Genomic DNA, 22,824 nt, shown 5'->3' with positions numbered 1-22,824 from the left:
GTACCGGTGCCGGTGCCGTGGCGCTAGGGGCGGGTGTAGGCGGTCAGGTCCGGGACGGTCGAGAAGCCGGCGCCGTAGGCGCTGACGCCGCGGCCGTACGCGCCCAGCAGGACGCCGGGGGCCTCGCCGGCCAGCACCCAGCCGTACTCGGACTCGCGGTAGCGGAACGGCTGCGGCAGCCCGTTCACCGGCAGGCTCAGGGTGGACCAGCCGGGGCCGGCCAGGTCGTCGGCGAGGTCCCACGCGAGGGAGCTCTGCTGTTCCAGCCAGTCCTGGCGCAGCGCCCGGTCCAGCTGGCCGGGCCAGGTGGCGGCGAGCAGGCCGGAGCCGGCCAGCCAGGCGGCGGAGGAGGCGGAGGTCGCCTCCAGGGTGCCGGTGTTGTCGGCGCTGCGGCGGCTGTCGCGGCGGGCGACGGTGACGACGACGGCGAACTTGCGCACGTCGCGCGGCTCGAACTGGCGGGCCGGCTCCTCGCCGTGGCCGAGGGTGCCGTAGTCGACCCCGGCGGACGCCCCGCCGCGGGGGCCGCCGGCGCCGGCCTGCATCAGGTAGCGGCGGCCGGTCCAGCCGTCGTCCAGGCCGTACCACGGGAAGTCGGCGGACAGGTAGGGCACCAGCGGGTCCGCCGGGCCGGCCTGCCCGCCGACCACCGGGCCGCCGGCCGTGGCCGTCGCCCCTCCCGCCTGACTCGTCGCGTCCATCCCCGGGCCTCCTCTAAAGCACGTGTGCCTGCCGGGACCCCGCTCCCTTGGTGGCGGGCCCCGGCGCCCCCGCCGCGCGTCCTGCGGCCCGCGCGGGCGCGGGAACTGACGGACAGCTCGACGGGAACAATCAGCACAATAGCGGCGCGCACGCCGCCGCCCCGCTCAACCGTGCGGGCGAGCGGGGCGGCGGCGTGGCCGAAGAGCGACGGCGCGGGGGCGCGGTCAGGTCGCGTCGGGGTCGAACGGGGGGCGCTCGCCGGGCTGGAGCGGCGGGCCGGCGGAGGCGGCGGCCGGGGCGGCGGCCTTGTCGAAGCTGACGCTGCCGGCGCGGCCGTTCACCGGGCCGGTGGGCTTGTCGTCCAGGACCGACCGGATGTCCAGCGAGTCCTTCATGTCCTTGAGGCCCAGCGGGTCCTCGTTGCCGCCCATGAGCTGCTTGCGGACGAAGGTCTTGGGGTGCAGGTCCTCGAACTCGAAGTCCTTGAACTCCGGGCCGAGCTCGCTGCGGATGTCCTCCTTCGCGCTGTCGGCGAAGGAGCGGACCTTGCGGATGAAGCCCATCGTGTCCTGGATCAGCTTCGGAAGCTTGTCGGGGCCGAAGATGATGATCGCCATGACGATCAGGGTCAGGATCTCCAGCCCGCCTACGTCGCTGAACACCTATGCTCCCTAGCTCGCCGGACGACGGTTCCTACAGGGTAATGGCCATCGGCGGGTCTCCGGTCCACGGTGTGATGAACCCGTGGTAAAGACCGGCCGATGGCCGGAAGCCGTCCGCGAGCGGCGCTGTGGCGCGGGTCTTGAGGACCGGGTCTAGCGGAGTTCCCGGTGCAGGGCGGTCAGCCCGCCCACCGGGCGGTCCGGCAAGGGGGTCGCCTCGCGCGTCGCGGCGACCGGGAAGCCCGGGAAGTCCACCGGGACCTGCGCGTTCATCGGGACCAGTCCGCCACCGCGGCCGGGGGTGCCGGCCGAGCCGACCGGGCTCACCGACGTACCGTGCTGGTCCTCGCTCTGCGCGCTCAGGCCGCCGACGCCGCCCAGCGTCACCGCGGCCACCGAGAAGGCGCCGGCGGCGGCGAAGACGAAGCGGCGCCCGCGCGGCGCGGACGGCCGGACCACGGCCACCGCGGCGGCGGGCTGCGGCCGGGCCGGGGCCTCGGGGCGCGCGGCGCGGCGGCCCATCAGCGGGCGCAGGACGGCCCCGCCGCGGCCGAACGCGCGCGGGTCGACCCCGGGCAGCGGGGTGCCGGCGCCGAGCGCGCCCGCGCCGAAGGAGGCGCCGGCGCCGCGGCCGAAGGAGCCGCCGTCGAGCCGGCTGCCGCCGAGCGTGCCGGGGCCGGTGACGCCGCCGCCGGGCAGGTCGTCGTCGTCCCGGCCGTCGCGCCAGTCGGAGCCGGGCTGCTCGTCGTCCGGCAGGCTCCCGACGGCCATCAGGCGGGCCATCAGGCCCGAGGACGGGCCGGGGGTGCCGGTGCGGGTCAGCAGGTGCTTGACGCCGCGGCCCTCGTCCGCCTCGGCCAGGCACTGCGGGCAGGTCGCCAGGTGGGCCTGGACGCGTTCGCGGGAGTCGTGTCCGAGCTCGCCGTCCAGGAAGGCGGACAGGCGCTCGCCGAGGTGGTGCTCCTCGGCGGCGGGCTCGGCGGGGCGCACGGCCACGGCCCGCAGCTCGGCGTCGCCGGGCAGCGGGGCGGCGGACGGCAGCGGCTCGCCCGGCTCGTCACCGCCGCGGCGGCCGGGCAGGGACCAGCCCCGCCTGGCGGCGGACCGGCCGGACGGCTCCGGACGGCCCGACCCCGAGCGGCCGGTTCCGCTCACGATCGCCTCCGTCCGCGCCCGCCCGGTGCCGCCGGGACCTCGCCGGCGGCGGCGCCCACCGGCACCGGCTCCTCCGAGCCGCCGCGGCGCTCGCGCCCGGGGGCCGAGCCGGGGGCGCGGTGCTTGAGCGCGGCGCGCAGGTGGGAGCGGCCGCGGTGGATGCGGCTGCGGACGGTGCCGAGCTTGACGCCCAGCGTGGCGGCGATCTCCTCGTAGGACAGGCCCTCGATGTCGCAGAGCACCACGGCGGCGCGGAACTCCGGCGCGAGGGTGTCCAGCGCCTGCTGGACGTCGGCGTCGAAGTGGGTGTCGCTGAAGTGCTGGGCCGGGCTGGGCTCGCGGGAGGCGAGGCGCTCGGCCGCGTCGTCGCCGAGCGCGTCGAAGCGGATGCGCTGGCGGCGGCGGACCATGTCCAGGAACAGGTTGGTGGTGATCCGGTGCAGCCAGCCCTCGAACGTGCCGGGGGTGTACGTGGACAGCGAACGGAACACCCGGACGAAGACCTCCTGCGTGAGGTCCTCGGCGTCGTGCTGGTTGCCCGTCAGGCGGTAGGCGAGGCGGTAGACGCGGGCACTGTGGGCCTCGACGATCTCCTCCCACGTGGGGGGAGTCCAGGACTGCGCGTCGGGGCCCTCGGTGAAGGTCGCGAGGGCGGGGGCCTCGGTGGTACCGGCGTCCGGCGTCGCGGCGGCGGGCTGGTCCAGGTCGGAGTGCGCAGGCTGGTTCATCACGGGCTTCGGCGTACGGGCCGACGCGGTGCCGCGGACGTGCCGCCGCACGGGGACGTCGCCCTCGGCCACACCTCCTCGGTCGGCTCTTCTGCCCAGCAGGGCCACCACCATATCCACCTCACCCGTCAAGCCCGGATAAAAGTGCCCGGGAGGTCTCCCGCACCCGGTCCCTCCTCACAACGGCCCGCCGCCGTACGCGGTTCCCGCCCGGCCAGTAATCTGTGGCAGGAAATATCGACATCCCCCGGCACCGGGCCGCCACCCGGGGCTCCGAAAGAGGCAGCCATCAGCGAGTTCGGGCCCGCGCGCGCGGCCCTCGCAGACACCTACGTGGGCGAGGACGCGGTGCTGACCTACGCCCGGGCGCAGTCCGCGCGGACGGGGATAAAGGCGATCGGGCCGAGCGGCGGGGCGTGCCTGAGACTGATGGCGGCCGCGCTGGACGCCAAGGCGGTCGCCGAGATCGGTACCGGGACGGGCGTCTCCGGGGTCTACCTGCTGCGCGGGATGCGGCCGGACGGCGTGCTGACCACCGTGGACTCCGAGCCGGTGCGCCAGCAGCTGGCGCGCGAGGCGTACCAGGCGGCGGGTTTCGCGGCCAACCGCTCGCGGTTCATACCGGGACGGGCGCTGGAGGTGCTGCCGAGGCTCGCGGACGGCCAGTACGACCTCGTGTTCTGCGACGGCGATCCGGCGGAGTCGCGGGAGTACCTGGCGGAGGCGCTGCGGCTGCTGCGGCCGGGCGGGATGGTCTGCTTCGAGGGGGTCTTCCAGGAGGGCCGGCTGGCCGAGCCGGAGCTGCAGGACCCGCAGACGGACGCGGTGCGCAACCTGGTCCAGGACGTCCGGGAGAGCGACGGGCTGCTGCCCGCGCTGCTGCCGGTCTCGGACGGGCTGCTCTGCGCCGTCAAGCGCTGAGCGCCCCCGGGAGCGCCTCCGGGCCGGTCCCGGGCCGGTCCCGGGAAGCCGCCGGCCCGGGCCGACATGACGTCGGACCCGGGCCGGCAGTACATCTCCAGGAGATGGGGAGCACCCGCTGCGGTCAGCCGCAGGCCTTCTTCAGGGCCTCGCCGAGGGCGTCGGCCTCGTCAGGCGTGAGCTCCACCACGAGGCGTCCGCCGCCTTCGAGCGGAACGCGCATGATGATGCCCCGCCCCTCTTTGGTGACTTCGAGCGGGCCGTCACCCGTCCGCGGCTTCATGGCCGCCATGCTCGTTCCCCTTCCTGCAACCGCTCAGCTACGCACCGGCAGTCCGTCCACCGCCGGTATCGAACGCATTGATCGGAAGCCATTATCCCGCATGCCACGGCCTGATGACCAACATCACTCTCGGTGCAACCTCGGCCGGATCCGCCCCAACCGCCGCATTTGCCGTCATAAGCCCCGGCACGCCGGCGGTGCGGACACCACCGGAAGGTGCGATACCTCACACTCCCCAGGCGGCCCGGTGCTCCGGCATCCTGACACCCGACGAGACCGCAGCGATCACAAGGGAGACCCCTCGCCCATGTCCGATTCCGTGCTGTACGAGCTGGACGGCGGCCTGGCCGTCATCACGATCAACCGTCCGGAGGCGATGAACGCGCTGGACGTCGCGACGAAGGTCGCGCTGCGGGACACGATGACCGCCGCGGCGGCCGACCCGGCGGTGCGCGCCGTGCTGCTGACCGGGGCGGGCGAGCGCGCGTTCTGCGTCGGACAGGACCTCAACGAACACCTCGCGATGCTCAAGCGGGCCGACGAGACCGGCGAGGGCGCGCTGCGGACCGTCGCCGAGCACTACAACCCGCTGGTGCGGGCGCTGGCGGGCATGCGCAAGCCGACCGTCGCGGCGGTCGGCGGGGTCGCGGCGGGCGCGGGCGCCTCGCTCGCCTTCGCCTGCGACTTCCGGATCCTGTCCGAGAAGGCCGGCTTCAACACCGCGTTCGCCGGGATCGGGCTGACCGCGGACTCGGGCGCCTCCTGGACGCTCCCCCGGCTGGTCGGGCACGCCAAGGCCACCGAGCTGCTGATGCTGCCGCGGACGGTCAGGGCCACCGAGGCGATGGAGCTGGGCCTGGCCACCAAGGTCGTCGCGCCCGAGGAACTGGCCGCCACCGCACGGGTCTTCGCCCGCGAGCTGGCCGAGGGCCCGACGGTGGCCTACGGCGCCATCAAGGAGTCGCTGGCGTACGGGGCTTCGCACTCGCTGGACGAACTGCTCGACAAGGAGGACGAGCTGCAGACCCTGGCCGGTGAGAGCGAGGACCACCGGATCGCGGTCCGCGCCTTCATCGCCAAGGAGAAGCCCGCCTACCGGGGCCGCTGAGCGCCGCGTTACCGGGGCCGCCGGGCCTTGCCGGACGGGCTCCGGAGCTCGGTGCGCACGTGGCAGGCCGCCAGGTGGTCGTCGACCAGGCCGCAGGCCTGCATGAGCGCGTAGGCGGTGGTGGGGCCGACGAAGCGGAAGCCCTCCTTCTTGAGCGCCTTCGCGAGCGCCGTCGACCCGGGCGTGACGGCCGGGACCTCCGCGAGCGTGCGGGGGGCCGGCCGGTCCGGGTCGCCGGCGAAGCCCCAGATCAGCTCCTCCAGGCCGCCGTCGAGCCCGCGGGCGACCCGGGCGTTGGCGATGGCCGCCTCGATCTTGGCCCGGTTGCGGATGATGCCGGCGTCGGCGAGCAGCCGCTCGACGTCGGCCTCGCCGAACTCGGCGACCGCGGCGATCTCGAAACCGGCGAACGCGGCCCGGAAGCCCTCGCGGCGGCGCAGGATGGTCAGCCAGGACAGACCGGACTGGAAGGCCTCCAGGCAGACCCGTTCGAACAGGGCGTCGTCGCCGTGCACCGGGCGGCCCCACTCGGTGTCGTGGTAGACCCGGTAGTCGTCGGTCGAGTCGCCCCAGCCGCAGCGGCGCAGGCCGTCGGCGCCGAGGACGGTGCCGTCCTGCGGACCGGTCACCGGTCCTCCACCGGCTTCGCGTCCTCGGGCGCCCCGGCCGGCTCGACGACCTTGGCGAACGCCTCCAGGCCCGGCAGCGGTTCGGCGCCGGCGTCGGGTCCCGTGGTGGCCTCGACCGCGCCGCGCAGGTGGGCGGCGGCCTCCAGTTCGGCGATCCGCGAGTCGCGGTAGGCGAGTTCGGCGCCGAGGCGGTCCAGGACGTCGTCGACCTCGTCCATCCGGTAGCCGCGCACGGCCATCGGCAGGCGCAGGTCGTCCACGTCCGTCTTGTGCAGCGGACGGTCCTGCGGCAGCCGCGCCGCGAGGCGGTCCTGAACCGCCTCGGGCATCGAACCGCCGCCGCCGAGCGCCACCAGCGCGGCGCCGCCGACCACCACGGCCATGGCGACCACGATCACCCAGAACACGAGCTGTCCTCCCGACTTCCCGGCCGGCCTGCTGTCAGGTGCCCGGACCGCGCTGATCATGACAGCATGGTCCCTAGTGAGGCCGGGGGCCATCATCGCACCCTGGGGAGCCGTGGAGGAGACATCGGTGGCGCTGCGCCTGGGACCGCGCGAATTCGGTGACGACGAGCTGGTGATCATGGCCATCGTCAACCGGACCCCGGACTCGTTCTTCGACCGGGGGGCGACGTTCGCGGACGAGGCCGCCTTCGCGGCCGCCGACCGGGCGGTGGCCGAGGGCGCCGCGATCCTGGACATCGGCGGGGTCAAGGCCGGGCCGGGCGACGAGGTCACCGTCGAGGAGGAGCTGCGCCGCACGGTGCCGTTCGTCGCGGAGCTGCGCAAGCGCCACCCGGACGCCGTGATCAGCGTGGACACCTGGCGGCACGAGGTCGGCGAGGCGGTCTGCGAGGCCGGCGCGGACCTGCTGAACGACGCCTGGGGCGGGGTGGACCCGAAGCTCGCCGAGGTGGCCGCGCGGTACGACGCGGGGCTGGTCTGCACGCACGCGGGCGGCGCCGAGCCGCGCACCCGGCCGCACCGGGTGGGCTACGAGGACGTCATGGCGGACATCCTGCGGGTGACCGTCGGCCTGGCCGAGCGGGCCGTGGAGCTGGGCGTGCGGCGGGACGCGCTGATCATCGACCCCGGGCACGACTTCGGCAAGAACACCCGGCACTCGCTGGAGGCGACCCGGCGGCTGCCGGAGATGACCGCGACCGGCTTCCCGGTGCTGGTGTCGCTGTCCAACAAGGACTTCGTCGGCGAGACGCTCGACAAGCCGGTGGACGAGCGGCTGCTGGGCACGCTCGCGACGACGGCCGTCTCGGCCTGGCTGGGCGCGCGGGTCTACCGGGTGCACCAGGTCGCCGAGACCCGGCAGGTGCTGGACATGGTCGCCTCGATCCGGGGCACCCGGCCCCCGGCGGTGGCCCGCCGGGGACTGGCCTGACCGCGGCGCCCGGATCCGGTCGGCCCGGATCCCGCTTGCCCGGATCCCGTCGGCTCGGATCCCGTCGGCTCAGATCTCGTTGACCGGCCGGCGGGCGTCGGCGAGGATCTTCAGGACGTCGTCGATCTCGTCGGTGATGTGGAACAGCTCCAGGTCGCGCGGGGCCGCCTTGCCCTGCGCGACGAGGGTGTTCTTGAGCCACTCGTAGAGCCCGCCCCAGTAGGAGCTGCCGAAGAGGATCACCGGGAAGCGGGTGACCTTCTTCGTCTGGACGAGGGTGAGCGCCTCGAACAGCTCGTCCAGCGTGCCCAGCCCGCCGGGCAGGACCACGAAGCCCTGGGCGTACTTCACGAACATCGTCTTGCGGACGAAGAAGTAACGGAAGTTCAGCCCGAGGTCGACGAACTCGTTGAGCCCCTGCTCGAAGGGCAGCTCGATGCCGAGGCCCACGCTCAGGCCGCCGGCCTCGGAGGCGCCGCGGTTGGCGGCCTCCATGGCCCCCGGGCCGCCGCCGGTGATCACCGCGTAGCCGGCCTCGGCGAGCGCGCGGCCGATGGCCACGCCGGACTCGTACTCGGGCGAGTCGACCGGCGTCCGGGCCGAGCCGAACACGCTGATCGCGGGCGGGAGTTCGGCGAGGGCGCCGAAGCCCTCGACGAACTCCGAGGTGATCCGCAGCACCCGCCACGGATCGGTGTGCAGCCAGTCGGTCGGCCCGGTGGTGTCCAGCAGGCGCTGGTCCGTGGTGCTCGTGCCGACCTGGTCCCGGCGCACCAGCACCGGGCCCTTCTGCTTCTCCGGCCAGGCCTTCTTCTTCCGCGGCACGCCGACCTGCTCGGGGCCGTGCCCGTACTGCTTCTCGTCTCCGGTGCCTGTCATGACGAAACCCTACGCCGGACCTCCCCCGTTTTCAGGCAACGGGGGAAGGTCGGTTGGGGAACCGGAAGATGGCGTTCGGCTTCTGATCGGATCAGCTGCCGGGCGGCCGGCGGTCAGCTGGTGAGCCAGGCGCGCAGCCGCTCCTCGGCCTCGGCGATGGCGCTCAGCGAGCAGTGCTCCTCCCGCTTGTGCGCGAGGTTCGGGTCACCGGGGCCGTAGTTGACCGCCGGGACGCCGAGCGCGCTGAAGCGGGCGACGTCGGTCCAGCCGAACTTGGCCCTGGCCTGGCCGCCGGTGGCCGCCAGGAAGGCCTGCGCGGCCGGCTGGGCGAGGCCGGGCAGGGCGCCGGGGGCGAAGTCGGTGACGGTCACCTCGAAGCCGTCGAAGACCTCGCGGACGTGCTTCTCCGCCTCCGCCTCGCTGCGGTCCGGCGCGTAGCGGAAGTTGACCGTCACGACGCACTCGTCCGGGATGACGTTGCCGGCCACGCCGCCGTCGATCCGCACCGCGTTCAGGCCCTCGCGGTACTCCAGGCCGTCGATCTCCACCCGGCGCGGCTCGTAGGCCGCGAGCCGGGAGAGCACCTCGGCGGCGTGGTGGATGGCGTTGTCGCCGAGCCAGCTGCGGGCCGCGTGGGCGCGCACGCCGGTGAGCCTGACCTGGGCCCGCAGGGTGCCCTGGCAGCCGCCCTCGACGACGCCGCCGCTGGGCTCCAGCAGCACCGCGAAGTCGGCGGCCAGCCAGTCGGGCCGCTCCCTGGCGAGGTGGCCGAGGCCGTTGCGGTGGGCCTCCACCTCCTCGCAGTCGTAGAACACGAAGGTCAGGTCGCGGTTGGGCTCGGGCAGCGTGGCCGCGAGCCGCAGCTGGACGGCGACACCGGACTTCATGTCCGAGGTGCCGCAGCCGTAGAGCAGATCCCCGTCGACGTACGAGGGCACGTTGTCGGCGATCGGGACGGTGTCCAGGTGGCCGGCCAGCAGGACGCGCTCGGAGCGGCCGAGGCGGGTGCGGGCCACCACGTTGTTCCCGTACCGGTCGACGGTCAGGTGCGGGTAGGCGCGCAGGGCGGCCTCCACGGCGTCGGCGAGCGGCTGCTCGTCGCCGCTCACGGACGGGAAGTCGACGAGGCGGGCGGTCAGCGTGCCGCCGTCGAGGGTGAGGTCCAGGGGCGTCGTCTCGGGGCTGCTCATGACGCCAGCCTAGTGCGCGCCGCGGAGACCCTGCGTAGCGGTCCTGTGACAGGGTCGGCGAAGCGTAACGGCAACCGGGGGGCGCCGCACACCCGTCCGAGTGGGTACGGTGTCGGATCAAGAAGCAGGCGCGAGAGGGGCGAGGGTGGCCAGGAAGAAGAGCAGCGAGGACCAGGGCGACGAATTGGAGCCCCCCCGCCGCGGGCCGCTGCGTGCCCTGCTGCTCGTGATCGTCGGGCTGCTCGGTCTCGCGCTCGTCGGCGGGGCGGCCGTGGTCGGCATCTGGTGGTTCGGTTTCAAGGGCACCGAGCCCGAGGGCTGCACGGTGAAGACCGCGACCGGCGAGGGCACCCTGGAGGTGTCGCAGGCCGCCAACGCCGCGACGATCGCCGCGGTGGCCCGCTCGCGCGGGCTGCCGGACCGGGCGACGGCGATCTCGCTGGCCACGGCCATGCAGGAGTCCAAGCTGCGCAACCTCGCCGGCGGCGACCGGGACTCGCTCGGCCTGTTCCAGCAGCGCCCCTCGATGGGCTGGGGCACCGCGGCGCAGATCCAGGACCCGGTCTACGCGACCAACAAGTTCCTGGACGGCCTGGTCAAGGTGCCCGGCTACACCCGGCTGCCGCTGACCGACGCCGCCCAGGCGGTGCAGAAGAGCGGCTACCCGCAGGCGTACGCCAAGCACGAGACCAAGGCGACGCTGCTCACCTCGGCGCTGGCCGGCCGCGAGCCCGCCTCGTTCAGCTGCGTCGTGCACGACTACGCCAAGCCGGGAACGGACGACTCCGCCGACTCCGCCTCGCCGACCGCGTCCGCCTCCGCGACCCCGGCGGCGGCGCCGGACCGCACCCAGGTGCTCTCCGACCGGGTGCGCCGCGAGTTCGGCCGCACGGTCGCCGCGGCCCCCGGCTACACGTCGTCGATCAAGGGGGCCGAGAACGCCGTCGCGCTGACCCCGGACCCGTCCGCCGCCGCGCTGACCACCTCGGCGGACGCCGGGGCCGACGCCGCCGCGGCCGCCGAGCGGGCGAGCGGCTGGGAGGTCGCGCACTGGGCGGTCGCCCAGGCGCAGCAGCTGGGCATCGCGACGGTGGCCTACGACGGGAAGATCTGGCGCAAGACCTCGTCGGAGGACGGCTGGCAGTCGCAGCCGACGGGGACGACGACCAAGCTCGTCCAGGTCACCCTGGCGCCGTCCGACAAGAGCTGACGCACTGACGTACGGGTTGCCGCCGGACGGGTGATTCCGGTCAACCTTTGTGGACCGGCCGCCCGTTCCGGCGACCCCCGCCGGAGAACCGTCACTCCCCTTGCCCGGTGCAGGATCCACGGGCTCCGACGGGCTCCGCCAGGGCACCCCCGCGCGGTCATACGATCCGATGGTCGGTCGGACACTTTCCTTGCACCGGCCGAAACCTTCTGGCTTCTCAAGCGGTAACAACGTCGTCCGCCCGGTCGTCCACCCGGCGGACGGGACGGACCCAGACCCTTCGAGGAGCCCCATGTCTCACCCCCTCACGCGCCGGATCGCCCAGGCCGCGCTCGTCGTGGCGGCCGGAGCGACCCCGCTGGTCGCGGCCGGCTCCGCGTCCGCCCTGGGCGGCGACGCCCTGCTGCCCAAGAGCGACCTCGCCGCTCCGCTGGGCCAGCTGACCAACACCGACGCGGGTTCCAGCCTCCAGCACACCACCCACCAGCTCGGCGAGGCCGCCGGGACCACCGGCGCCGCCACCGTCGCCGCGGGCGTACCGGCCTCCGCCGACGCCGCCGGCAACATCGTCGCCCACCAGCTGCCCGAGGCGAACGAGAAGGCCAGCTCGCTGACCGCCCCGGTCGACCAGACCGCCGCCACCACCGGGCAGCTCTCCGCCGTCACCCCGAAGGTCGCCTCCGCGCTGGCCGGCAAGCTCGGCGAGGCCGTCACCGGCAAGGCCATGGGCACCCGCAGCGCCGCCAGCCCGGTCGGCGGGCTCGCCCAGACCGGCTCGGTCGCCAAGCAGGTGCCCAGCCTCGGCAGCCTCACCAACGGCGTGCCCAGCACCAGCGCCGTCACCGACGCGCTGCCGCTGGGCTCCGTCGAGCGCTCGCTGCCGGCCGGCGGCCTGGCGGGCGCCGTGCCCGGCGCCGACGTCCTCGGCCTCGCCGAGCACGGCTCGGCCAACCGCCTCGGCGGCGCCGACCTCGGCCCGAACAACCCGCTGTCCGGCGTCACCGGTGCGCTCGGCCCGATCGGCGGCCTCCTGGGCGCCGTGAACGGCGGCGGCGTCGGCCTCTAGGCCACCCCCGGACGGGCCCGCTGACGGGGCCTCGACGACGTACGACGAAGACGGCGAAGGGCCGGTGTCCGAGGCGGACACCGGCCCTTCGTGCGGTCCCGCTAGCGCGCCGCGTTCAGCCGCTCGACGGCCGCGGCGACCCGCTCGTCCGTCGCCGTGAAGGCGACCCGGACGAACTGCCCGCCGGCCGGGCCGTAGAACTCCCCGGGCGCCACCAGGATGCCGAGGGCGGCCAGTTCGGCCACCGTCTCCCAGCACGGGCGGTCCTGGGTGGCCCACAGGTAGAGGCTCGCCTCCGAGTGCTCGATCCGGAAGCCGTACGCCTCCAGCGCCGCCCGCAGCGCCGAGCGCCGGGCCGCGTAGCGCTCCCGCTGCTCGGCCACGTGGGCGTCGTCGTCCAGCGCGGCGATCGTCGCGGCCTGCACGGGCGCGGCGACCATCATGCCGCCGTGCTTGCGCAGCCCCAGCAGCTCCTTGACCACGACCGGGTCGCCCGCCAGGAAGGAGGAGCGGTAGCCGGCCAGGTTGGAGCGCTTGGAGAGCGAGTGGACGGCCAGCAGGCCCTCGTGGTCGCTCCCGCACACGTCCGGGCGCAGGACGGACACCGGCTCGGCCTCCCAGCCGAGCTCCAGGTAGCACTCGTCGCTGACCAGCAGCACCCGGTGCTCCCTGGCCCACGCGACGGTGCGGCGCAGCTCGTCCGCGCCGAGCACCCGGCCGGTCGGGTTGGACGGCGTGTTCACCCAGAGCAGGCGCACGCGCGAGCCGTCCAGCTCGTCCACCGAGTCGTACTCGACGGGCTCCGCGCCGCACAGCCGCGCGCCCACCTCGTAGGTGGGGTAGGCGAGGCGCGGGTAGGCGACCTGGTCGCCCGGGCCGAGGCCGAGCTGGGTCGGCAGCCAGGCCACCAGCTCCTTGGAGCCGATGGTCGGCAGCACGGCCTGCGGGCCGATCTCGGCGCCGCAGCGGCGGCGCAGCCAGCCGGCGATCGCCTCGCGCAGCTCCAGCGGGCCCCAGACGGTCGGGTAGCCGGGGGTGTCCGAGTGGGCGGCCAGCGCCTTCTGGATCACCTCGGGGACCGGGTCGACGGGGGTGCCGACGGAGAAGTCGCACAGGCCGCCCGGGTGGGCGAGGGCCGTCCGCTTGTACGGCTCCAGCTTGTCCCACGGGAAGACGGGCAGGCGGTCCGAAACGCGGCGCGCCGCCCCCGGGTGGCCCGGGAACGGCGCGCGCGTGCTGTTGTCGGTGCTCACAGCTCAGATGCCACCGATCGTCAGTGGTCGGCGTTCTGCGGCGGCAGAGCGGCGATGAACGGGTGGTCACGCTCGATCAGGCCGAGCTTCGAGGCGCCACCGGGCGAACCGAGGTCGTCGAAGAACTCGACGTTCGCCTTGTAGTAGTCCTTCCACTCCTCCGGAGTGTCGTCCTCGTAGAAGATCGCCTCGACCGGGCAGACCGGCTCGCAAGCGCCACAGTCGACACACTCATCCGGGTGGATGTAGAGCGATCGCTCGCCCTCGTAGATGCAGTCAACCGGGCACTCTTCGATGCACGCCTTGTCCTTCACGTCGACACAAGGCTGCGCGATGACGTAAGTCACGCTGTCGTTCCTCCTCGGAAGGGCCCTGGCGGCCCGTTCTGTTCTGCTCGCGTGCGCGGTGAGCGCGGCGTCGTCGATGCCCGCCCCTAGTATCGCGGGTCGGAGACCGCAAATGCACAGGAGGTGCCCAGATGACGGCAGGCGGCCCGGAAAGCAGCCGTCCGCAGGACCGTCCGGAGGTCCGGATAGATCGCTCCGACGTGGGACGACGCGTGTCCGCCCGGCGGCTGTCCGGGTTCGTGGACGACCGGCCGGTCTTCCGTGATGTGATCGGCGTGCTCACATCGTGGGACGATCACGGGTTGACGGTCGTGCCCCGCGCGGGCGAGCCGGTCTCCTTCCCCGAGAAACTGCTGGTCGCGGGCAAGGTGGTCCCGCTCTTCCCGGCCCGACGGGCCCCGCTGCCGGCCGCGACGCCGGTCGAGCTCCAGCGGATCGCGGCGCGCGGCTGGCCCGGCGTCGAGCAGGAGGCGCTCGGCGAGTGGACCCTGCGCGCCTCGGCCGGGTTCACCCAGCGGGCCAACTCCGTCCAGGCGCTCGGCGACCCCGGGCTGCCGCTGCCGGCGGCACTGGCCGCCGTCCGCGACTGGTACGCCGAGCGCGAACTGCCCACCCTCGTCGAGGTCGTCACGCCCGGCACCGCGGACGGGCTGCGCGAACTGCTCGGCCCCGCGCAGTCGCCGACGCTGGTGCGCACCGCCCCGCTGGCCGCACTCGCCAGGATCGGCTCCGGGCACGACCGGGTGCGGCTCTCCCGCACGGCCGGGCCCGACTGGATGTCCCTGTACGGGAAGCTGAGCGCGGACCCGGCGGTGCGCGAGGCCGCCCGGCGGGTCCTGCACGGCGGGCCCTCGGTCTGGTTCGCCACCGTGCCCGGCGCCGCGGGACAGCCGCCGCTGGCCATCGGACGCTGCGTCGTCGACGGCGCGTGGGCCTGCTTCGGCGCCATCGAGGTCCAGCCGCACGCCCGGCGGGCCGGGCTGGCCACGGCCGTCATGGCGGTGCTCGCCGCCCGCGCCGCCGAGGAGGGCGCCACCGGGGCCTACCTGCAGGTCGAGGCGGACAACGACGGTGCGGTCGCGCTCTATGACGGACTCGGCTTCACGACCAGTCACACTTACCACTACGCCCGGCCGCCCCAGGGGTAGCCCAGGCCACCGCTTGCCCGATCGCCCGCCCGCCGTAGGAAAGCCGTCGCCGTCACCGTGACCGAGCAGAGCAGAGACCGCTTCCGGACCGCCGCCCGCGCCGAACAGCCCGACCCCGTGCTGCTCTGCCTGCTCGCCGCCGCCGAACACGGCCCCCTCACCGACCCGGACGACCCCGGCGAGCCGCCGGGCCTCGACGCCCTGCTCGCCGCGTGCGGGGCCGCCCTCGACCGGCACGCCGCCGCCGTCCGCCTCGCGGTCGCCGAACGCGCCCCCGCCGGGCCCGAGGAGACCGCCGCCCTGCTCGCCGCCGTCCTCGGCGGGCGGGAGCGGTTCCACGGGCGGCAGTCCGACTACCGGCGGCTGGAGTCCTCGCTGCTGCCGGAGGTCCTGCGGCGGCGGCGCGGGCTGCCCATCACGCTGTCCCTGGTGTGGATGGCGGTCGGCCGGCGGGCCGGTCTCACCGTCCACGGCATCGCGCTGCCCGGCCACTTCATCGTCGCCGTCGGCGGCCCGGCCGGCGGCGAGGAGTACGTCCTGGCCGACCCCTTCCACGGCGGACGGCTGCTCGACCCCGGCGACGCCGAGCGCCTCGTCGAGGCCACCGGGCACCCCTTCGCGCCCGCGCTGCTCACCCCCGCCCAGCCGCTCGACATCGTCCACCGCGTCCTCGGCAACATCCGGGCCTGGGCCTCCGAACGGCCCGAACACGCCCGCACCCAGCTCTGGGCCACCGAACTCGCCCTGCTGCTCCCCCGCCACCCCGCCCAGCTGCGCCTCGAACGCGCCGAACTCCTCGTCCGGACCGGGGACTTCCTCGGCGGCTCGGCCGAGATGGACGCCTACGCCGAGATCCTCGACGCCTTCGACCCGGACGCGGCGGCCAAGGTCCGCCAGGAGGCCAGGGCGGCCCGGCACCGGCTCAACTGACTCGACCGACTCGACTGACTCGACTGACTCGACTGACTCGACTGACTCGACCGACGGACTACAGCCAGCCCTTCTCGCGGGCGATGCGGACCGCCTCGGTGCGGTTGCGGGCCTCGGTCTTCTGGATCGCCATCGAGAGGTAGTTGCGGACCGTGCCCTCGGACAGGTGCAGGCGCTTGGCGATGTCCGCGTTCACCGCGCCGTCCGCCGCCGCCCCGAGGACGTCCCGCTCGCGGGCGGTCAGCGGGTTGGCGCCCTCGGCCAGCGCGGCGGCGGCCAGCGCCGGGTCGATCACCCGCTCCCCGCGCAGCACCCGGCGGATCGCCTCGGCGAGTTCGGAGGCGGGCGCGTCCTTCACCAGGAACGCGTCCGCGCCTGACTCCATCGCCCGCCGCAGGTAGCCGGGCCGCCCGAAGGTCGTCGCGATCACGACCTTCGTCCCCGGCGCCTCCCGGTGCAGCTTCGCCGCCGCCTCGATGCCCGTCATGCCGGGCATCTCGATGTCCAGTACGGCGACCTGGACGTCGTTCGCCAGCACCGCCGCCACCACCTCGTCGCCGCGGCCCACCTGCGCCACGACGTCGATGTCCCCCTCCAGTCCGAGCAGCGCCGCCAGCGCCTCCCGGACCATCCCCTGGTCCTCGGCCAGCAGCACGCGGATCGAGGGGCCGTTCTGATCGTCACTCATTGGCTGATCTTGGCACGGCGGCCTGCTCCCCCGGGAGTCCGCCGGCCGGTTCGGCGGCCCGCTCCCGGCTCAGCGGGCCGCGCTGCGCGGGGACGGCGCCGGTGCGGGCGCCGCGGTGGGCGAGGACCTCCCGCAGAGCCGGCGTCAGGTCCGCGAACGGCTCGACCCCGCCCGGGCCGGAGGTCCTGGCCAGCGCCGACCACGTCCCGGTGCCCGGGTCGTGGAAGTGGACCCGGCCGGGGTCGCGGGGGTCGTAGCGGATCGGCCACCGGCCCCCGGGGTACGGCGACGGCCGTCCGACGTGGCGCCGCAGCGCGCGGCCGTCGTAGCGCAGGCCGTCCTTGTGCACCCCGTCGGGGCGGATCACGGCCCAGTGGATCGGGAGGAGTTCGAGGAACAGCGCCGGATCGCGCGGGGCGGCGATGTAGCCGCAACGGTGGACCGCGAGCCGGTAGGCCTCGTTCGGGCTGAGGTCGGGGCCGGGCAGGCCGGGCAGGGCCAGTCCGGGCTGGCGGCGGCGCTGGTAGCCGGCGACGGCGTACTCGGCGAAGAGCTCCTCCAGTTCGCCGGTCGTCCGGGGGCGGTCCGGCTCCTCGCCGCGGCCGGCGAGGTGGGCGGCGAACTGCGCCCGGACGTGCGCGAGGGCGGCGACGGCCTGGGGTTTGCCGGCCGGCGGGTACGCCCGGCCGCCCTGGACGACGATGCCGTAGCGGCGGCAGACGTCCTTGACCGTCTCCGGGACGACCGCCGCGCCGCGGTCGACGACGATCCGCTCGGGGAAGACCACCGGACGGGCCGCGGCGGCCGCGAACCGCTCGTCCGCCGCCAGCAGCGGTTCGCAGGGCAGCCGCAGCGTCCGGTGCCGCAGATCGTCCGGCCAGCCCGGCCGCATCGGCTCGGGCACGAGGGCGTCGGCGATCACGAGCCCGGCGTCCACCGGCCCCGCACCGCCCGGCAGCAGGCGCCAGCCCAGCAGGCTGCGGGTGCAGAGGTCGACGGCGGCGGTCAGGCCGACCGGGGTCACGGCGCCGGTGGCCGGGTCGACGGCGCTCACGTCCAGCGGGACGGTGTCGACCAGCACCACCGCGCCGGGGCGGTCCGCCACCAGGGGCAGGCCGGGGCTCTCCGGCGGCTCGGCCCGGTCGGGCTTCGCGGGTGCGCCCGCCGGGCCGGCGGGGCCAAAGCGGCGCAGCGAGCGGCGGTCCACCAGCCCCCACAGGCCCTCCTCCCGCCAGCGCTTCAGGCGCCGCCACATCTGCACCGGCGCGTAGCCGAGTTCGGCGGCCTTGCTCTCCACCCGGCGGGTCAGGGAGAGCCCCGGCGCGTACTGGGCCCGGGGCTCGTCCGGCCTGGAGTCGTCCGGGCAGCCGGAGCGGTAGCCGGTGGTGAGTTCCAGGAGGTGCTCCTGGGCCCGTAAGAGTTCGCGCCACTGCTGGGGACTCAGCCGGTCCAGCAGGGCGCCAGCGTCCGGGCGGCCCTCCTCGGGGACCGTGCCGTCCGGTGCCTGGCCGTACGGCCGGAAGGTGGGCTCGGCGAGCAGGGCGCCGGCGCCGATCAGGGTGAGCGCTCCGGTGTCCGCGCGGAGCCGGACCGTGTCGTCGGTGATGCCGGTGACGGTGTGCGGCCGGCCGTCGAGCCAGAGCCGGGCGCCGCAGTGCAGCCGGAACGGTCCGCGGGTGGCCGGGGTCACGCCGGCTCCCCGGCGGTCGTGACGAGGGTCGCCTCCCGCAGGGGTACGTCGAGGTCGGCGACCACGCGGTGGTGCCACATCAGGTGGAACAGCACGCCGCGGGCCAGGTCGGGGTACGGCATGCGGGCCAGCAGGCCGCCGATCGTGGTGCCGCCGCGGGCCAGTCGCAGCAGCCGGGGGGCGAGTTCCGCACCGAGGTGGACCGGGCGTCTCGCGCCGGAGAGAAACTCGACGTTCGCCCAGCGCTGGCGGTCCGGCTCGCCCACCCGGCGGTGGTCCCAGCCCAGTTCGGCGCAGGCGCGCCGGACCCGCTCGGCCCGGTGCCCGGGCGCCGGCTCGTCGGTCTCCAGGACCAGGCTCCGGCCGTCGGCGCGGCGCGCCAGGACGAACGGGGCGTGCCGCCACGGGCCGTCGTCGTCGACCGCCCCGAACCGCAGCGGCCGGGTGGCGAAGGCGGTGATCCCCGGGTCGAAGTCGAGGAGCGTCAGCCAGGCGCGCTCCAGTCCGGTCCGGTACTCGACCAGGTCACCCGTCGTGGCGGACCAGTAGGCGTCCGGCCCGGACTCCCGGGCCGGCCCCGCCGTCAACGTCGCGTCTCCCCCGTGCGCAGGCACAGCCGCTTCCCCCGATTCTCGGACCCGTGCAGTCCGGACCACTATCAAGTAGCAGTCCCCCGCTGACAATTGCACTATCACGTTGGTCCGGTCACCCTCATTTACGGGCCTTGGTCACCGGTTTCCGCTACGTTTTCCACTCGTCCGGACCGGCGGGCTCGACCACCGCCGGGGGCGCGATCATCCGTGATCGTCCCGGACCGACGGGGATCGGCGCGCTCGGGGGCTTCGGCGCCGCAATTCGGGGGATCCTGCTCGCGGTTGTGCACTTCCTCCCGAACGGATACGAGGACCCCTGTGTGCGCACAACAGACAGGGAAACGAAAGTGACCAAGAACCAGCTCCGCATGGCCGCCGTCACGGTCGTCACCGCTCTCGCACTGGGCAGTGGTGCGGGCATGGCGAGCGCCACCGAGCAGCACAACGTCCGGCTCGCGCAGGCCACCGTCGAGGCGCACGCCCTCGCCCAGGCCTTCGAGGGCACGCCCGCCCCGACGATCGTCGAGGACGGGCTGGAGGACCGCCTGGCGGACCTGCCGGAGGACGCCTCGCTCGACCAGGTCGTCCAGGCGATGTACCCGGACGACGAGGACGCCCAGGCGTCGGCCCTCGCCTACCTCACCGCGGCGTCGGACGACGCGTCCTCGGACGACGCGACCGGAACCGGCGCACCGGAGGGCGCCGTCACCCCGCAGTTCTGGGGCTGGGGCGACGCCTGGCACCTGGCCAAGTGCGTGGGTGCCGTCGGCGGTTTCATCGCGGGCAACGCGCTCGCGGTCTCGAAGATCCGCAAGTTCGGCGGCGTGGTGAAGCTCGCCAAGGTGCTCATCAAGGGCAAGAACTTCGAGCAGCGCATGAAGGCCCTGCTGGCGGCCTTCGGCGACATCAGCGGCCTCGGCGCGGTGGCGAGCTCCTGCGGCTGACCGCAGCGGCCGGGGTGACCGGCGGCACCCCGTGGGGCTCGGTCCGCCCACCGTGAGCAGGAGGAGCCCGTGCGCACCCGCGCACGGGCTCCTCTGCGTTCCCCCTACGACCGCTCGGCCGTCGGCGTCACCGGCGCCGGCACCTCGCGCAGCGGCACCATCGCGCGCAGCCGGAAGCCCTTGCCGCGCTCCCCCGGGCCGCTCTCCAGGCGGCCGCCGACGAGGGCGAGGCGCTCGTCCAGGCCCGAGAGGCCGTTGCCCGGCTGGGACTTGCCCGGGCCGCGCCCGTCGTCGGTGATCTGCAGGACGGCGAAGCGCTCGCCGCTGTCCTCCCACGCCGTGTCGGCGGTGACGGTGCAGACGGTGGCGCCCTCGCCGTGACGGACGATGTTGGTGACGGCCTCGCGCAGCGCCCAGGCCAGCGCGCCCGCCTCCTCGGTGGCGAGGCCCGGCCAGCTGTCGACGAGCTCCGGCGACGCGTCCAGCCGTACCTGCGCCGCGGCCAGCGCCGTGCGGGCGGCGGCGAGTTCGACCGGCAGGGTGGGCCGGCGGAAGCCGGTCACCGCCTCCCGGACGTCGATCAGCGACTGCCGCGCCACCTGCTCGATGTCCGCGACCTGCGCCCGCGCCGCCTCGTCCTTCCCGGCGTCCATGAACCGCCCGGCGAGCTCGCTCTTCAGCGTGATCAGCGACAGCGAGTGCCCGAGCAGGTCGTGCAGGTCGCGGGCGAGCCGCAGCCGCTCCTCGGAGGCGGCCAGGTGCGCGACGGCGGCCCGGGCCTCGCGCAGTTCCTTCATGGTGGCGACGAGCCGCTGCAGGCCGGTCATCGCGATGCCGGAGAGGAAGGCGCTGAGGGCGAAGGTCGTGGTGGCGTCCGAACCGGCGTCGACGGCCAGGCCGGTGGCGCCGGTGAGCACCGCCATGCCGAGGAGCGCGCGCGGCGCGAGCCGCACCGGCGTGATGATCGCGAGGCAGACCGAGGCGTAGATGAAGAGCGTCAGGAAGGTGCCGCCGAGGACGAAGGTGGCCACGACCGCGAGCACGACCATCATCGCGACGATCACCCGGCAGGCCCGCGGCTTCATCCCCGCCGTCGAGCGGAAGATCACCAGCAGGACGTAGGCGGCCACGAAGCCGACCAGGCACACCCAGCCGAAGACCCGGGCGGCCTCGCTGTGGCCGCCGCGCAGCAGCTCGCCCGCCGGGTAGGCCAGGTAGAGCATCCACAGCAGCATCCAGGCGACCTTGACCAGCATCTGCCGCCTGGTCTCCACCGGGGATCCGGGGACGTTCATGAACGACGCGCGCGCCACACCCACCTCCGGCTGCTCGTCGGTGCGGTGGGTGCGGCGGGTGTCGTCCATGTGGATCATCATGCCTGTCGGGTGTCGCGCCGGTACAAGGCGGTGGCGGCGGCGACGAACACCGCGAGGAAGGCGGCCAGCCCCGCGACGGCGACGGTGTCCAGCGAGTGCCCGGGCTGGGTGAAGGCGGCCAGCTTGTTGTACAGGAACACCGGGTTGAAGCGGGCGAACTTCTCCAGCGAACCGCTCACCGGGAACCAGGTGCCGCCGAGCAGCGCCATCGCCATGTAGGTGATCATCACGATCGGCTGCACCGAGTCCGGCGCCGCCGCGTACCCGAGCGCCACGCCGAGCGCGGCGAACACGAAGCTGCCCAGCCACAGCGCGGCCGCGAGGCCGATCCACTGCGCGGCGCCCAGCGACACGCCCTGGCTCGCGCCGACCGCGAACACCACCAGGATCGCCGGCAGCGTGGTCACCGCGCTCGCCGCGATCTTGCCGACGGTGTACGCCCGGCCCGGCAGCGCCGTCAGCCGCAGCTGACGCGTCCAGCCGCTCTTGCGCTCCAGCGAGATCCGCTGCGCGTTGCCGGTGAGCACCGCGCCGACCGCGCCGAAGGTGGCCATCGAAACCATGAAGTAGGTCTTCACCGGGAGGCCGCCCGCCTGGTTGGCGGAGCCGTAGGCGTGGATGAAGAAGAAGTACATCAGCGCCGGGTAGGCAACGGTGAAGAACAGGTAGCGCCGGTTGCGGAAGGTCCGCAGGATCTCCAGCTGGATCAGGGTGGTCATCGCACGGTCTCCTTCGGGGCGGCGTTCCGGTCGTCGCGGTCGTCCTGCTCGCCGGTGATGGTGAGGAAGGCCTGCTCCAGGCCCAGCCCAGTGACCTCCAGTCCGCGCGGGTACAGGCCCGCCCGGTAGAGCCCGGCGACGCTCGCGTCCGCGTCCGCCGTCCGGATCCGGACCGTCCGCACGCCGGGCACGCGGGCGGTGACGTCCAGGGACTGCACGCCCGGCAGGGTGCGCAGCACGCCGCCGTCGAACGGGCCGGCGTCCGGAGCGAGGTCGGCGTCGTGGAGCTCGAAGGCCACCCGGCGGGCGCCCGCACGCGCCTTGATCTCCGCGGAGGTGCCGTCGGCGATCAGCCGGCCCCGGTGCAGGACCAGGACGCGGTCGGCGATCGAGTCCGCCTCCTCCAGGTAGTGGGTGGCGAACAGCACCGTCCGCCCGGCGTCGGCCTGGGCGCGCATGCTCGCCCAGAACGCCTGCCGGACGGTGACGTCCATGCCGGTGGTGGGCTCGTCCAGCACGATCAGGTCGCTGTCGCCGGCGATCGCGAGGGCGAAGCGGACCCGCTGCTCCTGGCCGCCGGACAGCTTGTCGACCCGGCGCTCGGCCAGCTCGGTGACCCCCGCGTCGGTCAGTACCTGGGCGACCGCGCGGCCGCGCGGGTGGACGTCGCAGACGAGCTTGACCAGTTCACGGACCTTGACGTCGGCCATCAGCCCGCCGCTCTGCAGCATCGCGCCGACCCGCCCGGCCGCGATCGCCTCGCGCGGGCCGGTGCCGAACAGCGAGACGGTGCCCTGGTCGGGCTCCCGCAGGCCGAGCAGCAGGTCGAGGCTGGTCGACTTGCCCGCGCCGTTGGGCCCGAGCAGGGCGACGGTCTCGCCCGGCCGCAGCACGAGGTCCAGCCCGTCGACGGCCCGTACCCGCCCGTAGCTCTTGCCGACGCCGCGGAAGGCGGCCACATCCGTGCCCATCGCCCTGCTCCTGTCCCCTGGTGGTGTCGCGTCCGGTGCCGTTCGCACCACCTCAGAGTCCCGCGCGGGCCGGGTACGGCGGCAGTGTCCGCCGTCGTGCGTTCCGTATGACGGATGTCATGCCGGGGGGGGGGGGGGCCCCCCACGCGCGCCCCCCCCCCCCGCCCCCGGTCAGTGGGGGTGTCGCGCACCCCCCCCGCGACAAGCCCACCCCCGCCGACACCGATAGAATAC

25 protein-coding genes are annotated in these 22,824 nt (G+C 74.5%); 8 read left to right on the top strand and 17 right to left on the bottom strand.

The annotated features are described in order from the left end of the window. Positions 1-23 precede the first annotated feature (23 nt). The 4 genes from ACFV4F_RS16895 to sigE form a co-directional block, all read right to left on the bottom strand. On the bottom strand, positions 24-701 hold the full coding sequence (locus ACFV4F_RS16895; RefSeq protein ID WP_380438204.1) for a hypothetical protein: 678 nt from the start codon (positions 699-701) through the stop codon (positions 24-26). 225 nt (positions 702-926) lie between these two features. Next, positions 927-1,364 (bottom strand): sec-independent translocase, encoded by a 438-nt coding sequence (locus tag ACFV4F_RS16890; protein ID WP_380438202.1) that lies wholly within the window; start codon positions 1,362-1,364, stop codon positions 927-929. Between the two features lie 153 nt (positions 1,365-1,517). After that, the gene (locus ACFV4F_RS16885) at positions 1,518-2,519 is read right to left on the bottom strand and encodes a zf-HC2 domain-containing protein (RefSeq protein WP_380438200.1); all 1,002 of its coding nucleotides are present in this window, start codon (positions 2,517-2,519) and stop codon (positions 1,518-1,520) included. Beyond that, positions 2,516-3,361: an RNA polymerase sigma factor SigE gene (gene sigE, locus ACFV4F_RS16880; RefSeq protein WP_380503174.1), complete on the bottom strand. Its 846-nt coding sequence runs from the start codon at positions 3,359-3,361 to the stop codon at positions 2,516-2,518. Before sigE ends, ACFV4F_RS16885 begins: the two co-directional genes overlap by 4 nt. Before the next feature lie 174 nt (positions 3,362-3,535). Here sigE and ACFV4F_RS16875 point away from each other — a divergent pair, with 174 nt between their 5' ends. Then, entirely contained in the window at positions 3,536-4,168 is a 633-nt protein-coding gene (locus tag ACFV4F_RS16875; RefSeq protein WP_380503171.1) for an O-methyltransferase, read from the top strand. A 124-nt stretch (positions 4,169-4,292) separates the two neighbouring features. Here the strand turns inward: ACFV4F_RS16875 and ACFV4F_RS16870 are convergent, their stop codons facing one another. Continuing rightward, on the bottom strand, positions 4,293-4,460 hold the full coding sequence (locus ACFV4F_RS16870; protein ID WP_014137929.1) for a DUF3117 domain-containing protein: 168 nt from the start codon (positions 4,458-4,460) through the stop codon (positions 4,293-4,295). Positions 4,461-4,758: 298 nt separating this feature from the next. Here ACFV4F_RS16870 and ACFV4F_RS16865 point away from each other — a divergent pair, with 298 nt between their 5' ends. Then, entirely contained in the window at positions 4,759-5,559 is an 801-nt protein-coding gene (locus ACFV4F_RS16865) for an enoyl-CoA hydratase-related protein (protein ID WP_380438198.1), read from the top strand. Between the two features lie 8 nt (positions 5,560-5,567). On the opposite strand, the gene ACFV4F_RS16860 is transcribed toward ACFV4F_RS16865, so the two are convergent. Both ACFV4F_RS16860 and ACFV4F_RS16855 read right to left on the bottom strand, forming a co-directional pair. Then, positions 5,568-6,188, bottom strand: a complete 621-nt coding sequence (locus ACFV4F_RS16860) for a DNA-3-methyladenine glycosylase I (protein ID WP_380438196.1) — start codon at positions 6,186-6,188, stop codon at positions 5,568-5,570. Further along, the gene (locus ACFV4F_RS16855; RefSeq protein WP_380438194.1) at positions 6,185-6,655 is read right to left on the bottom strand and encodes a DivIVA domain-containing protein; all 471 of its coding nucleotides are present in this window, start codon (positions 6,653-6,655) and stop codon (positions 6,185-6,187) included. The genes ACFV4F_RS16860 and ACFV4F_RS16855 overlap by 4 nt, the downstream gene beginning before the upstream one ends. A 118-nt stretch (positions 6,656-6,773) precedes the next feature. Between ACFV4F_RS16855 and folP the strand changes: the two genes are divergently transcribed. Next, the gene (gene folP, locus ACFV4F_RS16850) at positions 6,774-7,586 is read left to right on the top strand and encodes a dihydropteroate synthase (protein WP_380438276.1); all 813 of its coding nucleotides are present in this window, start codon (positions 6,774-6,776) and stop codon (positions 7,584-7,586) included. A gap of 69 nt (positions 7,587-7,655) precedes the next feature. On the opposite strand, the gene ACFV4F_RS16845 is transcribed toward folP, so the two are convergent. Together ACFV4F_RS16845 and dapE are read right to left on the bottom strand one after the other, a co-directional pair. Continuing rightward, complete coding sequence (locus tag ACFV4F_RS16845; RefSeq protein ID WP_380438192.1) at positions 7,656-8,465, bottom strand: TIGR00730 family Rossman fold protein; 810 nt, start codon at positions 8,463-8,465, stop codon at positions 7,656-7,658. Between the two features lie 113 nt (positions 8,466-8,578). Beyond that, positions 8,579-9,655, bottom strand: coding sequence for a succinyl-diaminopimelate desuccinylase (gene dapE / locus ACFV4F_RS16840; RefSeq protein ID WP_380438190.1), 1,077 nt, complete (start codon positions 9,653-9,655; stop codon positions 8,579-8,581). 145 nt (positions 9,656-9,800) lie between these two features. Here dapE and ACFV4F_RS16835 point away from each other — a divergent pair, with 145 nt between their 5' ends. Together ACFV4F_RS16835 and ACFV4F_RS16830 are read left to right on the top strand one after the other, a co-directional pair. Beyond that, positions 9,801-10,865 (top strand): hypothetical protein, encoded by a 1,065-nt coding sequence (locus ACFV4F_RS16835; RefSeq protein ID WP_380503127.1) that lies wholly within the window; start codon positions 9,801-9,803, stop codon positions 10,863-10,865. A gap of 292 nt (positions 10,866-11,157) precedes the next feature. Beyond that, positions 11,158-11,931 (top strand): hypothetical protein, encoded by a 774-nt coding sequence (locus tag ACFV4F_RS16830; protein WP_380503125.1) that lies wholly within the window; start codon positions 11,158-11,160, stop codon positions 11,929-11,931. Positions 11,932-12,032: 101 nt separating this feature from the next. Here the strand turns inward: ACFV4F_RS16830 and dapC are convergent, their stop codons facing one another. Further along, complete coding sequence (dapC, locus tag ACFV4F_RS16825) at positions 12,033-13,184, bottom strand: succinyldiaminopimelate transaminase (protein ID WP_380503123.1); 1,152 nt, start codon at positions 13,182-13,184, stop codon at positions 12,033-12,035. Positions 13,185-13,204: 20 nt separating this feature from the next. After that, positions 13,205-13,531: a ferredoxin gene (fdxA, locus tag ACFV4F_RS16820; RefSeq protein ID WP_030061559.1), complete on the bottom strand. Its 327-nt coding sequence runs from the start codon at positions 13,529-13,531 to the stop codon at positions 13,205-13,207. A 131-nt stretch (positions 13,532-13,662) separates the two neighbouring features. Between fdxA and ACFV4F_RS16815 the strand changes: the two genes are divergently transcribed. Then, a complete protein-coding gene (locus tag ACFV4F_RS16815) occupies positions 13,663-14,679 on the top strand; it encodes a GNAT family N-acetyltransferase (RefSeq protein WP_380503120.1) in 1,017 nt (338 codons plus the stop codon). Positions 14,680-14,736: 57 nt separating this feature from the next. Further along, positions 14,737-15,609, top strand: coding sequence for a transglutaminase family protein (locus ACFV4F_RS16810; RefSeq protein ID WP_380438180.1), 873 nt, complete (start codon positions 14,737-14,739; stop codon positions 15,607-15,609). 58 nt (positions 15,610-15,667) lie between these two features. Here ACFV4F_RS16810 and ACFV4F_RS16805 read toward each other — a convergent pair whose 3' ends face one another. From ACFV4F_RS16805 to ACFV4F_RS16795, 3 genes are read right to left on the bottom strand one after another with little or no spacing between them, the layout of a single operon-like run. Then, the gene (locus ACFV4F_RS16805) at positions 15,668-16,297 is read right to left on the bottom strand and encodes a response regulator transcription factor (RefSeq protein ID WP_359963282.1); all 630 of its coding nucleotides are present in this window, start codon (positions 16,295-16,297) and stop codon (positions 15,668-15,670) included. After that, complete coding sequence (locus tag ACFV4F_RS16800) at positions 16,290-17,987, bottom strand: Mu transposase C-terminal domain-containing protein (RefSeq protein WP_380503117.1); 1,698 nt, start codon at positions 17,985-17,987, stop codon at positions 16,290-16,292. The genes ACFV4F_RS16805 and ACFV4F_RS16800 overlap by 8 nt, the downstream gene beginning before the upstream one ends. Then, positions 17,984-18,574: a TnsA-like heteromeric transposase endonuclease subunit gene (locus ACFV4F_RS16795; protein ID WP_380438175.1), complete on the bottom strand. Its 591-nt coding sequence runs from the start codon at positions 18,572-18,574 to the stop codon at positions 17,984-17,986. Before ACFV4F_RS16795 ends, ACFV4F_RS16800 begins: the two co-directional genes overlap by 4 nt. A gap of 353 nt (positions 18,575-18,927) precedes the next feature. Here ACFV4F_RS16795 and ACFV4F_RS16790 point away from each other — a divergent pair, with 353 nt between their 5' ends. Beyond that, positions 18,928-19,524, top strand: coding sequence for a hypothetical protein (locus tag ACFV4F_RS16790; RefSeq protein ID WP_380438173.1), 597 nt, complete (start codon positions 18,928-18,930; stop codon positions 19,522-19,524). 104 nt (positions 19,525-19,628) lie between these two features. On the opposite strand, the gene ACFV4F_RS16785 is transcribed toward ACFV4F_RS16790, so the two are convergent. From ACFV4F_RS16785 to ACFV4F_RS16775, 3 genes are read right to left on the bottom strand one after another with little or no spacing between them, the layout of a single operon-like run. Continuing rightward, positions 19,629-20,888 (bottom strand): sensor histidine kinase, encoded by a 1,260-nt coding sequence (locus ACFV4F_RS16785; RefSeq protein WP_380503114.1) that lies wholly within the window; start codon positions 20,886-20,888, stop codon positions 19,629-19,631. A gap of 8 nt (positions 20,889-20,896) precedes the next feature. Next, positions 20,897-21,619 carry an ABC transporter permease gene (locus tag ACFV4F_RS16780; RefSeq protein ID WP_380438169.1) on the bottom strand — a complete coding sequence of 241 codons (723 nt, stop codon included), beginning with the start codon at positions 21,617-21,619 and terminating at the stop codon, positions 20,897-20,899. Further along, entirely contained in the window at positions 21,616-22,590 is a 975-nt protein-coding gene (locus ACFV4F_RS16775) for an ABC transporter ATP-binding protein (protein WP_380438167.1), read from the bottom strand. Before ACFV4F_RS16775 ends, ACFV4F_RS16780 begins: the two co-directional genes overlap by 4 nt. Between the last annotated feature and the right edge of the window lie 234 nt (positions 22,591-22,824).

It is taken from the genome of Kitasatospora sp. NPDC059722, assembly GCF_042733235.1.
Taxonomy (GTDB): Bacteria; Actinomycetota; Actinomycetes; order Streptomycetales; family Streptomycetaceae; genus Kitasatospora.
The sequence above is the reverse complement of the archived record's forward strand: the minus strand, read 5'-3'. Positions and strand labels throughout refer to the sequence as shown.

Excerpts from the sequence above, each read along its gene's own strand:
- ACFV4F_RS16780 (WP_380438169.1), bottom strand. The coding sequence starts at position 21,619 with ATGACCACCCTGATCCAGCTGGAGATCCTGCGGACCTTCCGCAACCGG.
- folP (WP_380438276.1), top strand. The coding sequence starts at position 6,774 with ATGGCCATCGTCAACCGGACCCCGGACTCGTTCTTCGACCGGGGGGCG.
- dapE (WP_380438190.1), bottom strand. The coding sequence starts at position 9,655 with ATGAGCAGCCCCGAGACGACGCCCCTGGACCTCACCCTCGACGGCGGC.
- ACFV4F_RS16775 (WP_380438167.1), bottom strand. The coding sequence starts at position 22,590 with ATGGGCACGGATGTGGCCGCCTTCCGCGGCGTCGGCAAGAGCTACGGG.
- ACFV4F_RS16845 (WP_380438192.1), bottom strand. The coding sequence starts at position 8,465 with ATGACAGGCACCGGAGACGAGAAGCAGTACGGGCACGGCCCCGAGCAG.
- ACFV4F_RS16815 (WP_380503120.1), top strand. The coding sequence starts at position 13,663 with ATGACGGCAGGCGGCCCGGAAAGCAGCCGTCCGCAGGACCGTCCGGAG.
- ACFV4F_RS16870 (WP_014137929.1), bottom strand. The coding sequence starts at position 4,460 with ATGGCGGCCATGAAGCCGCGGACGGGTGACGGCCCGCTCGAAGTCACC.
- ACFV4F_RS16830 (WP_380503125.1), top strand. The coding sequence starts at position 11,158 with ATGTCTCACCCCCTCACGCGCCGGATCGCCCAGGCCGCGCTCGTCGTG.
- ACFV4F_RS16895 (WP_380438204.1), bottom strand. The coding sequence starts at position 701 with ATGGACGCGACGAGTCAGGCGGGAGGGGCGACGGCCACGGCCGGCGGC.
- sigE (WP_380503174.1), bottom strand. The coding sequence starts at position 3,361 with ATGGTGGTGGCCCTGCTGGGCAGAAGAGCCGACCGAGGAGGTGTGGCC.
- ACFV4F_RS16855 (WP_380438194.1), bottom strand. The coding sequence starts at position 6,655 with ATGATCAGCGCGGTCCGGGCACCTGACAGCAGGCCGGCCGGGAAGTCG.
- ACFV4F_RS16785 (WP_380503114.1), bottom strand. The coding sequence starts at position 20,888 with ATGGACGACACCCGCCGCACCCACCGCACCGACGAGCAGCCGGAGGTG.
- ACFV4F_RS16805 (WP_359963282.1), bottom strand. The coding sequence starts at position 16,297 with ATGAGTGACGATCAGAACGGCCCCTCGATCCGCGTGCTGCTGGCCGAG.
- ACFV4F_RS16865 (WP_380438198.1), top strand. The coding sequence starts at position 4,759 with ATGTCCGATTCCGTGCTGTACGAGCTGGACGGCGGCCTGGCCGTCATC.